Origin of the sequence: Candidatus Synechococcus calcipolaris G9 (genome assembly GCF_029582805.1) — a bacterium.
GTDB classification, from domain to species: domain Bacteria; phylum Cyanobacteriota; class Cyanobacteriia; order Thermosynechococcales; family Thermosynechococcaceae; genus Synechococcus_F; species Synechococcus_F calcipolaris.
In genome coordinates this window covers 78,839-91,298 of sequence record NZ_JAKKUT010000005.1, presented here as the reverse complement: position 1 = coordinate 91,298, position 12,460 = coordinate 78,839, and the positions used below count along the sequence as shown (strand labels likewise).

Below are 12,460 nucleotides of genomic sequence, written 5' to 3'. Positions count from 1 at the left end.
TCTGTGATCAACGTATACCTATCCTAACGTTCCCCTTAATCTTCATCCTCCTCAAAATCATCATCATTATCGTAGTCATCTTCCCCATCCTCGTCATCTTCATCATCCATGTCCTCATCCTCCAGTTGATCCTTAAGGCGATCGTGACCATTGGCACGACTACTCTTACTAGAGGAATACTGATCCATGACTTGGCCAGCAATGACATCATCAATGAGAACATCCTCACCCAAGCTGGAGGGGGGTTCCGGTTCAATCACTTCCGGCTCCGGCTCTAATTCAATTACATGGGTGCCGATTTTACGTCCATTCCCATCCTCCTCTTCAAAGTCGTCCTCTTCCGCATCTAGCAGATCTTCGTAACTGTTAAAGCCGGTTCCCGCCGGAATTAAGCGACCAATAATCACGTTTTCCTTCAGACCCCGCAGCCAATCCGACTTGCCTTCAATTGCCGCCTCCGTTAGTACGCGGGTGGTTTCCTGGAAGCTTGCCGCCGAAATAAAGCTATCGGTATTCAAGGAGGCCTTGGTGATACCCAAAAGCATGGGCGTATATTGGGCCGGTGCCCCGCCCGTTAAGGACATGGGATCATTAGCATTTTCTGCCTGCCGTAGCCCCATTAATTCACCGGAGATCAAAACCGTATCCCCAGCATCATCAATCCGCACCTTGGCGGTCATTTGCCGAACGACGACCTCAATGTGTTTGTCAGAAATCTCAATCCCTTGGCTTAAGTAAACGGATTGCACCTCATTCACCAAGAAGGACTGCACCTTTTGCAAACTAATTTGGGCGGCTTGCAACAGACCATTGGGCTTATTGTATTCAAAGTAAATACTCAGAATATCGTGGGGGTCAATGGGGCCATCCGTAAGAGCTTCCCCAGCATCCACCTTTTGGCCATCAATGACAATCGGGTTTTGTCCCGGTAGCATTGCATAGTCCTGAATGGTGCCATCATCCTCAATCACCTTCAGTTCAATGGCATCATCGTCACTATAAATGACCTGACAGGTTCCGGGGCGTACCGCTAAGACACATTTTTCCTTGGGATGCCGCGCCTCCAACAGTTCTTCAATCCGGGGTAAACCTTGAATAATATCCCCGGTTTTGGCCCGTTCAAAAACCAGCAGGGCTAGGTTATCTCCCCGCTGCACCAGATCGTGATCATCAATCTGGAGAACGGCCCCCGGTGAGACTAAATAGGGGCGGGCAATTCGCAGGGTGATTTGGCCGGATTCAATGGCAATCACTTCACTGGTTTCAGGGGCCACGACTCCTTCAGCAAGTTCTTCCCCATCCCGCAGTAGATCTCCCACTTCAACGCTAGGGGTCGCGGAGCCAATATCTACCACGAGGCGATCGCCCTCGGTGATAATCAAAATCCGCCGCACCGATTCGCCACTGCGGAGAATGCCCTGCACTTGACCCGCTTGCTTTGATTTAATCGCGGTACGGGCAATCACAGCCCCCGGTGGAATTTTATCCCCATCCTTCACCAAGAGACTGGTGTGGGTACTGCCCTGGGTTTGATCCGCAGAAATATCACGGCGAATCATCAATGATTCTAGAATCACTAATTGCAGACGCTGAATCTCTTCATCGGTCTCGTCGGGAACAATTTCAATGTCCGCCGCTAACTGGGGAGCCTCATTACCAATTTCCAGCATTAATTGAGTACGGAGTAAATCGACCCCATCTACGGACTTGACTCGCTCATCATGCTTAAAGGGCAATCGCTGTACCGCCCGCATATGAATGGCCTGACCAGAGGCATCACTGGAATCCTGGCTGGGGATGGAGGGTTCATCGGGAACGGTAAATTCCTGAATAGACCGCAGTAAAATTGCCGGGCCGTCCGGGCCATCTTCCAGGTAGTCCAATTGATACAGTTCGGTCACTGTCAGTCCAGGCAGAACTTCTTCCCCAGGGTGAACCAGGGTGCCGTGCTTACTGCGGGCCGCTTCTGGATCATCCACAAGGTGCAAGGAACCCGGTTTAATCACAATTTCCCGGAGGATGTCATTTTTCTGGATCACCTCTACCACACCACTGCTTTGGCAGAAAATGTCTTTAACAACTTCAGTACCCGCTTCCACGTACTGGCCATCCTCCACCAAGAGCAGGGAAATATCCTTGTTCACCTCGTGGGTTTCTTCGGGAATCCAAAGGAGCGTTCCCCCCTTCAGGACTTCGTAGCCCTGTTTCGCCTTCCCTTTTTTCGAGACTTCAATACTGGCATACTTAAGAATCCCGCCGGTTTGGGTGCGGTAGTGATCATCAATTAGTTCCGCTACTACCTGGCCGTTGGCCACCTTGGTTCCAGGGGCCGCCTTCAGGGAAAAACGCTGACCAAAAGAGCTTTCAATGATGTAATGTTCGCGGCCTTGGTGGGTTTCCTTGATGATACTGGCCCTGTTTAGCATCACCGAAGCAGTAATAATTTCTACTTCGCGGCCGCCTTTGCTTTCTTCTTGCTCCGGCAGACGAACAACACCACCATGCTCGGTTTTGACGGTGGTTTCCGCTAAAATAGTGCCTACCTCAATGGTGGCTCCATCCTTCACTACAGGCTCGGCCCCAGGGGGTAAGTTATATACTTCACCGGAGAGAACCCAAATCAAGCCACCACGGGGAGCGACGCGGGTTGTTGTCCCCTGGCGATCGCGCTTTTCTTCCGCTTCTAGGTTGACAAATTTAACCTGACCCGCCAAATCCGAGGCAACGTCCTTGGTGACCTTTTCCGTGGACTTCCGCACACTCCGACTGGTTTGGGCAACCTCCGCTAAAAGCTGACCTGGGATCACCTGACTGCCATCGGCAACCAAGATTGTCGAGCCTTGGGAAATATCAAACTCATAGGTCTTGCCACTGGTTTTCAGAAGCAAGAGTCCACGGGTTTCCACTAAAAAGGCATCCTCGCCGTGGCGAGTCCGCGAGGCCCGCACCCGTAACTTGGGGCCATACTTAATCGTGCCCGCACTAGGGGCGCGTTCCTGCTGGGCCACTTCCCCGGTAAATACCCCACCGGTGTGGAAGGTGCGCATGGTTAGCTGGGTTCCTGGTTCGCCAATGGATTGGGCCGCAATAATCCCGACGGCCTCTCCCATGTCCACCAGATGGAAGTGGGCTAGACTCCAGCCATAGCAAAGACGGCAGACAGATCCCGTGGCTTCACAGGTCAGGGGCGATCGCACGGCTACTTCTTCAATCCCCGCATCGACAATAGCCGTGGCCAGTTCTGGGGAAATGGGTTGATTTTTGCTGACGATCACAGCACCGGTTTCCGGATGAACCACATCATCCTTAGCCACTCGGCCGAGGAGACGATCTTCTAAACCAAGAACCTTATCCCCCACGGTCATTTTCCGTAGAGTAATGCCCCGCTGGGTTTCGCAGTCGTCTTCCCGAATAATCACATCCTGGGAAACATCCACTAAACGACGGGTCAGGTACCCGGAATCCGCCGTCCGCAATGCCGTATCCACTAACCCTTTCCGTGCCCCGTAGGAGGAAATAATATATTCGGTAACGGTTAAACCTTCCCGGAAGTTAGTTTTAATCGGTAGGTCAATAATTTCTCCCTGGGGATTAGCCATCAACCCCCGCATCCCCACCAATTGACGCACCTGGGATAGATTCCCCCGCGCCCCAGAAAAGGCCATCATGTAGACGGAGTTGAGGACATCGGTTTTGCGAAAATGCTGCACCACTTCACTGGTGAGTTCTTCGTTGGTACTATTCCAGGTGTCGATAACCTTTTGAAACCGTTCAACCTCAGTGATTTCACCCCGGGAATAGCGATCCTGGGCAATCTTAATTTCTTTTTCCGCCGATTGCAGTAGTTCTTGCTTTTTGGGGGGGACAAGCAAATCATCGACACTGATGGAAACACCGGCGCGAGTGGCATAGCGAAAGCCGAGATCCTTCACTTTGTCCGCCATTTCTGCGGTGCGAGCCGTACCATAGGTGCCAAAGGCCCAGGAAATTAGGTTTCGGAGTCCTTTTTTATCGACAATGCGATTAAAGAAGATGGGTGGGTTTTTAGATGTCATAGTAGTAAAGTCTCCCAGGTTGGTCACTGAGTATGGGCAAGATGGGTCAAGATTTTGCTAGCTGGCTAGACTCTCTTGCACGGTTTGGTTATAAATAATCCGACCAGGGGTGGTGCGAATATATTGGGAAATGAGGTTTCCCTTGGCATCTTCCTTAATCCGTCGTAGGGCATATTCTTTGATACATCCACCATCATCAAGGTGGGTGATCTTAGGTTCGCTGCGATCGCTATCATCCACGAGACCGTCATAACGTACCCAGATAAAGGCATGGAGAGGCAAATGGCCCTGATCGTAGGCCATGACTACATCTTCCAAATTGGAATAGTAGCGATCGCCGTAGTCCCCTAACTTCGGATTCTCCGCCGTCAAGTAGTAGCAGCCCAAAACCATATCCTGTCCAGGGGTAATAATGGGCTTACCCGTTGCCGGAGAGAGAACATTATTGGATGCCAGCATCAACAGCCGCGCCTCCGCCTGGGCCTCAATGGAAAGGGGAACGTGAACCGCCATTTGGTCACCATCAAAGTCCGCATTAAAGGCAGGACAGACAAGGGGATGGAGTTGAATGGCCCGCCCTTCCACCAAAATGGGTTCAAAGGCTTGGATCCCTAAGCGGTGAAGGGTGGGTGCCCGGTTGAGGAGTACAGGATGCCCTTCAATGACCTCTTCTAAGACATCCCAGATCACCGGATCATTGCGCTGGATCATCCGCTTGGCAGCCTTGATATTGTTGACAATGCCTTGGCGAATTAAGCGATGGATCACAAAGGGTTGGAATAGCTCGATTCCCATTTCCCTGGGTAGGCCACACTGGTGCATTTTCAGCTTTGGCCCCACCACGATCACCGATCGCCCGGAGTAGTCCACCCGTTTACCCAGGAGATTTTGGCGGAAGCGGCCCTGCTTCCCTTCGATAATATCGGAAAGGGATTTGAGGGGTCGGTTATTGGCACCAACAACGGTACGCCCCCGCCGACCATTATCAATGAGGGCATCCACGGCTTCCTGGAGCATCCGTTTTTCATTGCGGACAATAATCTCTGGCGCGAGGATTTCTTGCAGTCGGGCCAACCGATTATTGCGGTTAATCACCCGGCGATAGAGATCATTTAAGTCTGAAGTAGCAAAGCGACCCCCATCCAGTTGCACCATCGGGCGCAGATCCGGTGGAATGACTGGAATCACCATCAAGATCATCCACTCCGGGCGGGAACCCGTGGCAATGAAGTTATCAATCACCCGTAGCCGTTTGATCAGCTTGGCCCGCTTTTGTCCCTTGGAATTGATAATATCTTCCCGCAGTTGCTCGGCATCCGTGGGCAGGTCAAGGTCTTGGAGGAGCCGCTGAATGGCTTCCGCGCCAATACCCACTTCAATATCCACCAGTTCCGAATCTTCGCTGTAGATCTGTTCCTCAATTTCCTGCCACTGCTCTTCACTCAGGAGTTGCTTATAGGCCAAGGCGGGATGGTTCCCCGGATTCAGCACCACGTAGGAATTGAAATAGACAATTTGCTCCACATCCCGTAGGGGAATATCCAGCAAAATCGCCATATAACTGGGAATTCCCTTCAAATACCAAACGTGGGTAACGGGAGCCGCCAACTTGATATAGCCCATGCGATGGCGACGCACCCGGGACTCGGTCACTTCTACGCCACAGCGTTCACAAACAATCCCCCGGTGGCGTACCCGCTTGTATTTACCACAGTGACATTCCCAATCCTTTGCCGGGCCAAAGATGCGCTCACAAAAGAGACCATCCATTTCGGGCTTTAGGGTTCGATAGTTAATCGTTTCCGGCTTGGTGACTTCACCGACCACTTGGCCGTTGGGCAGGGTGCGCTCTCCCCATTTTGTAATCCGCTCGGGAGACGCTAGAGATACTTTCACATAGTCGAAACGTTGTTCGATCCTAGGCATGAGCGTCACGAATCCTCTTAATTTAAGTTAATGATCAACAATGCAACTGGGGCCATGGCCTCCAAATCCTTTCATCCTTTACTCAGACAGGGCTTTGCTCAGACAGGGTTAGCTGGTAGTGGCCGGACTTTCCTTCTCGTCAATTTCATCGCCCTGAAGAGACTCGTAGGACTCGTAGGTGGGCCGGGATGGGGTGCGACGGGGACTGACATCGATCATTAAATCCACTTCCGGATCCGGTTTGGGGGGCTGATCAAAGTCGGGAGCTTCGCCACTGTCATCCATGTCTGTCACCATGTTGACTTTGCGAACTGAAATATCGAGACAGAGGGATTGGAGTTCCCGCATCAATACCTTGAAGGATTCGGGCGTACCCGGCCGCGGAATGGACTGTCCCTTGACGATCGCATTGAGGGCCTCATTCCGTCCCTGCATATCATCGGATTTCACCGTGAGCAGTTCCTGGAGAATATAGGAGGCACCGTAGGCTTCTAGGGCCCACACTTCCATTTCCCCAAACCGCTGTCCCCCTTGCTGGGCCTTACCGCCTAGGGGCTGTTGGGTCACCAAGGAGTAGGGGCCAGTGGAGCGGGCGTGAATCTTGTCGTCCACTAAATGCACCAGTTTCAACATATAGGCCATGCCAATGGTGACGGGGCGATCGAAGGGTTCCCCGGTACGGCCGTCAAAGACCTGCATTTTACCGGGATTTTCTTCGTCAAAGACCCAATCATGGCCGGTGTGGGTTTCCGCTTCCCGCAACTTGGCATGAACCGATTCCCGAGATTTTTCCTGGCCGTGCATTTCATCAAAGGGGGTAATCTTAAAGCGTCGCCCTAGGCATTCCCCAGCCCAACCCAGTAGACATTCGTAAACTTGCCCCACATTCATCCGCGAAGGCACACCCAATGGATTCAGGACAATATCCACCGCTCGACCATCGGGCAAGAAGGGCATATCTTCCACGGGCAGGATTCGGGAAATAATGCCTTTATTTCCATGGCGACCGGCCATCTTGTCGCCCACTTGAATTTTCCGCTTCTGGGCAACATAGATTCGCACTACCATATTGGCCCCAGGGGGCAGTTCATCCCCCTGTTCTCGGGTAAAGACGCGGACATCGACAACGCGCCCTCGCTCACCATTGGGAACCCGCAGGGAGTTGTCCCGCACATCCCGGGCCTTTTCACCAAAGATGGCCCGGAGCAGTTTTTCCTCAGGGGGTTGATCGGATTCTCCCTTGGGCGTGACTTTCCCCACGAGAATATCCCCGGCTTCCACGTAGGCACCGAGGCGAATAATGCCAATTTCGTTCAACTGACGCAGGGAATCTTCGGAGACGTTGGGTACTTCCCGGGTGATTTCCTCTGGGCCTAACTTAGTTTGCCGGGCCTCAATTTCGTATTTTTCAACGTGAATCGAGGTATAGGTATCGTTCTGAACCAGTCGTTCACTAATGAGGATGGCATCTTCGTAGTTGTAGCCTTCCCAGGGCATATAGGCCACAAGAATATTTTGACCTAGGGCCAGTTCGCCCCCTTCGGTGGCCGAGCCATCGGCAATGACTTGACCTTCCCGGACGCGATCGCCCCGAAAGACGATGGGACGTTGATTTAGACAGGTATCCTGGTTGGACCGTTGATATTTTTGTACGGTATAGCTAATTTCCGTGCCATCATCGCTTTTAACCCGAATTTCATCGGCGGCCACATAGGTCACTTCGCCATCGGTACGACTGAGGATTACCATACCGGAGTCCCGGGCAGCTTGGGCCTCTAATCCCGTACCCACTAAGGGCCGCTGCGATCGCAACAGGGGAACAGCTTGCCGCTGCATGTTGGATCCCATCAGGGCCCGGTTGGCATCATCGTGCTCCAGAAAGGGAATCAAAGACGTTGCCACGGAAATAATCTGCACCGGAGACACCGCCACATAGTCCACCTGATCAGGAGTGGTGGTGGTAAAGTCTTGGCGATAGCGCACCGGCACGACATCTCCGAGGATGTAGCCATTTTCATCGGTGGGAATATCCCCAGGGGCAACCCGCTTATCGTCCTCCTCATCGGCAGTCATATACAAGGGAGCTTGATCCTTGAGGACTTTGCCGTCTTTCACTGGATAAAATGGGGTTTCAATAAAACCATAGTCGTTCACCCGCGCATGGGTTGCCAAGGAGCCAATTAGCCCAGCATTGGGGCCTTCCGGTGTTTCGATGGGACAGATGCGGCCATAGTGACTAGGGTGAATATCCCGCACCGCAAAACCAGCCCGTTCCCGGGTTAAGCCACCAGGGCCTAGGGCACTAATACGACGTTTATGGGTCAATTCTGCCAGGGGATTGGTTTGATCCATAAACTGGGATAGTTGGCTAGAGCCAAAGAATTCCTTAATGGCGGCCACCAAGGGCTTGGGATTGACCAAGGAGGCTGGGGTGAGGGAATCAATATCGGAAACCGTCATCCGCTCCCGAATAATCCGCTCTAAACGATTTAAGCCCACCCGCACTTGGTTTTGCAGCAGTTCCCCCACGGAGCGTACCCGCCGGTTGCCCAAGTGATCAATGTCATCCACATTGCCGAGGTCAAACTCTAGGTTGATCAAATAATCGATCGCCGCCAGAATATCTTCGGAAGTGAGAACTCGTACCGTATCGGGAATGGTCAGTTGCAACTTCCGGTTTAGCTTGTACCGACCCACTTTGCCTAAGTCATAGCGTTTGGGATCAAAGAAGCGAGATTCTAGGAGTTGCTGTCCGCCGGAAACCGTAGGTGGCTCCCCAGGACGGAGTTTCCGGTATAGCTCTAGGAGGGCATCGTCTTCGCTGAATTTGCCTTCTTTTTCAATGGTTTTTTGATAATACTCAGGGTGGCGTAACCGTTCGGCAATTTCACCATCGGTCAAACCCAACGCCTTGAGTAGGACGTGGGCAGAGAGCTTCCGGGTCTTGTCAATGCGAACCCAGATCAGATCATTTTTATCGGTTTCAAACTTGAGCCAGGCCCCTCGGTTGGGAATCAAGCTGGCATTATAGGTACGGCGACCATTCTTATCGGTTTCCGGCTTGTAATAGACCCCCGGACTACGGACAATCTGATTCACGATTACCCGCTCTGCACCATTGATAATAAAGGTGCCGCGATCGGTCATCAGGGGTAAATCGCCAATAAACACATCCTGGTCGATGATATTGCCGTTTTCTTTATTGATCAAACGGGTGGGCACATACATTTGCATCGAATAGGTGGCATCCCGCCGTTTAGCTTCGTCCACCTCGTACTTCGGCTGCTTCAACTTATAGTCTTTTGCCAGGAAGTGAAGCTCAATTTTGCCGGTATAGTCACTAATGGGGGAGAAACTCTCTAGTTCTTCAATTAGTCCTTCTTCTAGAAACCATCGAAAACTGGCCCGCTGAATTTCTACAAGGTCTGGCAGAGTAAAAGCGGGTGGCGTGTAAATCTGATTACTAGCCATGTACATCCTCTAGAGGGTATCGCTGTGCGCGGATCATGCATCATACAACAAGACTCGATCGCTTGTCAACTTATAGACAGCAGAATATCTCCCAAACCTAATCTTGCGGATGGGAGATTCTTCAAAAAATGTTCAACGAACAAGGGAGAGAGTAAAATAAGTCGCACCGACGAGCTTGCAAGCCGCTAGGCTAACTTTAGCACATTTGCCCTGAGGGGTAATAGTATGGGCAATTTTTTCCCTAGGTAATAGCCCTTCTTCAAGGTCGGTCTAGTACCGCTGGCGGGGACGATGGTTGGCAACGGAAAGGACAAATCCCAAGGTTATATAGTTAGCCAACATTGCCGATCGCCCATAACTGATCCAGGGCAAGGGAATTCCGGTGACGGGAGATAGGCCCATGGTCATTCCGATATTCACCACCGTCTGAAATAAAATCACCGCCAGCATACCGATCGCAATTAAGGAACCAAAATCTTCCCGGGCACTATTGGCAATTTGCAGCAAGCGGACACAGACAATCCAGTAAAGGATCAAGACAATCAAGCCACCAACAAAGCCCCATTCTTCCCCGATCGCCGAAAAAATAAAATCCGTGTGCTGCTCTGGAATAAAGCCCAACTGGGTCTGGGTTCCCTGGTGGAGTCCCTGGCCAAAGACACCGCCTGCGCCAATGGCAATCCGAGATTGAATCAAGTGATAGCCACCGCCAAGGGGATCTTTGTGAGGATCCAAAAACATGAGAATCCGATCCTTTTGATAGTCCTTGAGGACCCGCCAAAGCAACTGGCCAAAACCGGCCCCAGATAAATTTAGGACCATTGCCCCTAATCCCCCCATCCAGCCCAAGGGTAAACTGTGCCAACCGACGATACCCATCCCCACGGTCCACAGCAGCCAGAGCCACAGACCTAAATTCCAGGGCAAGGGTAAGGCAAAAAGAATAGCCGCAATCAAGGGGGACACCATTAAGATGATCCAACCCGCCTTGGCATTGGCCCAGTAGAACATGGCTAGGGTAATCACCACAAACACGAGGGCCGTCCCCAGGTCTGGCTCCATCATGATCAGCAGAAAGGGCGGGGCCGTGACGGCTAAAACCTGGAGAATGCCCTTCAGGGTGTTAGCAGCATGGCGATGGAGAAAAGCCGCCTGGGTCAAAATAATGGCTACCTTGGCAAACTCAGAAGGCTGAATATTAAATTGACCAATGGTTATCCACCGCTCCGCCCCATTGGCAGAGACACCGACGAATAACACTGCCAGTAGCAGGGACATACTCAGGCCATAGATGGCCCAATGCCAGGTCAGCAGGGATTGATAGTTAAACCGGGCCAGACCCAGGGCGATCGCCGTGCCAAGAACCGCAATAAGGAGATGCTGGTAACTCTCTACGGTTCCCTTATTGAGTTCAACACTGTGGATCACCATAGCTCCAATCAGCGTTAGGGCCCAGACCCCGCCAAAGAGGATCCAATCCACGCCCCGCCACGGATAGAGCCAGGTTTGCCAGGTACGCTGTCGTAAAAAGGTTGTCCATAACATAGGCAATCCCCCCTCAGTGCCATTACGCTGAAATCAGTTAAGGCTTTAGAATCAAAGTCTACTCTAATAATTGGATTATGAAGGACTGGCGCAAACGATTTCCTAAACCCCTCTGGTCGATCTCGGCACGACTCCTGATCGTCATGCTTTTGACATCGATTTTACCCATGGCAGGGGTGGTGATCTACAACCAACGGGGAAGTGAGTCGGTTGTAAAGGATTCTGAAATTAGTATTCTCAAATTAGTGGCGATCGATAAAGCTGGCCGGATCGATCAACTGTTGACGAATGTAGATAATACTGCCAAGGTTCTCAGCCAAGATTATGAGTTGCAACAATTTCTAAGTAATTCTGGAGACACCAACCGGGCTGACAACAAAAAATCTATAGAAATAGTTTTCAATGCCCTAAAAGAGGTCAGTGATATCTACGATGCCGTGATTTTAGTCGATAGGGAGGGGAGAGCGGTACTCTCGAATAAGCCCAAACTACTCGGTATCGATATTCAAGACACAGGGGTTTGGCAACGATTGTCCTCAACCCAGGATAATTTTATTTCAAATCTCAAAATAAAAAGTACCCTAGCCTCAGAACCCGTTTTCCTAATTGTTCAGCCAGTCTTTAACAACAATGAATTTATCGGTGGATTAATTCTCACTCTGCGGGCAACGGTGGTGGAAGATACGATCGCCGCCCTCCGCCCTGCGGTTCGTGGTAACGCCTTCTTGGTTGATGAAAATGGAGTCATTCTCAGCCACGATGACCCTTCACTTGAACTGAGATCTGTACGAGTTTTACCATCGGATGTCACTAAACGTTATTTCTTTCAGGTGTCCCCAAAGCCGATTGAGATGATTGAGGAAGTGGGGACAACTCGCTTAGCCCATATTCTCGTCCAAGCCCAGCAGCCGGGAACCTTTACCTATGACTATTCGGGGATGTCCAGTGCCAAAATTGTTGGCTATGCCCCCAGCAATCTCCATCCTTGGGTGGTGGTGGTAAGTACGGATTTAAGCCAATTTATGTTACCCCTCACAGAATTAGCTATCCATGGTTTTCTTAGCATCTTTTTTGTGGGGGCTGGGGTGGCCGTTATTTCCTGGGTTGTCTCTCGAACCATTACCCGACCCATTCGCGCCCTAACGCGCGCCGTCCAAGCCCTAGAAGAGGATCGCTTTGAACCAGAAATTTTGCTGCGTTATTCCAAATCCCACGACGATATGGGGCAATTGGCTGGAACATTTTTGCGAATGGCCCAAGAAGTGCAAGATCGACAAGATAAATTAAAACAACAGTTGGTCGATCTCAAAATTGAGATTGATCACGATAAGCGAGAGAAACAAGTGGCAGAAATTACGGAAACCGATTATTTTAAGCATTTACGGGAACGGGCAAAAATTCTACGGCAACGCCCACCTACAATGGAGAAATAATAGAGTACCTTTGTACCTTAGCTCAATTAT

3 protein-coding genes and 1 pseudogene are annotated in these 12,460 nt (G+C 51.2%); 1 reads left to right on the top strand and 3 read right to left on the bottom strand.

Going from position 1 to position 12,460, the window contains the following annotated elements:
* Window positions 1-35: 35 nt before the first annotated feature.
* From L3556_RS12865 to rodA, 3 genes and pseudogenes are all read right to left on the bottom strand, one after another.
* A pseudogene (locus tag L3556_RS12865) lies at window positions 36-5,972 on the bottom strand (DNA-directed RNA polymerase subunit beta'').
* A 117-nt stretch (window positions 5,973-6,089) separates the two neighbouring features.
* Window positions 6,090-9,452: a DNA-directed RNA polymerase subunit beta gene (gene rpoB / locus L3556_RS12855; RefSeq protein WP_277867737.1), complete on the bottom strand. Its 3,363-nt coding sequence runs from the start codon at window positions 9,450-9,452 to the stop codon at window positions 6,090-6,092.
* 270 nt (window positions 9,453-9,722) lie between these two features.
* Complete coding sequence (gene rodA, locus L3556_RS12850; RefSeq protein ID WP_277867736.1) at window positions 9,723-10,997, bottom strand: rod shape-determining protein RodA; 1,275 nt, start codon at window positions 10,995-10,997, stop codon at window positions 9,723-9,725.
* A 77-nt stretch (window positions 10,998-11,074) separates the two neighbouring features.
* Here rodA and L3556_RS12845 point away from each other — a divergent pair, with 77 nt between their 5' ends.
* Window positions 11,075-12,430: a cache domain-containing protein gene (locus tag L3556_RS12845; protein ID WP_277867735.1), complete on the top strand. Its 1,356-nt coding sequence runs from the start codon at window positions 11,075-11,077 to the stop codon at window positions 12,428-12,430.
* Window positions 12,431-12,460: the final 30 nt, after the last annotated feature.

Coding starts and splice junctions, on each gene's coding strand:
- rpoB (WP_277867737.1), bottom strand. CDS start 9,452: ATGGCTAGTAATCAGATTTACACGCCACCCGCTTTTACTCTGCCAGAC.
- rodA (WP_277867736.1), bottom strand. CDS start 10,997: ATGTTATGGACAACCTTTTTACGACAGCGTACCTGGCAAACCTGGCTC.
- L3556_RS12845 (WP_277867735.1), top strand. CDS start 11,075: ATGAAGGACTGGCGCAAACGATTTCCTAAACCCCTCTGGTCGATCTCG.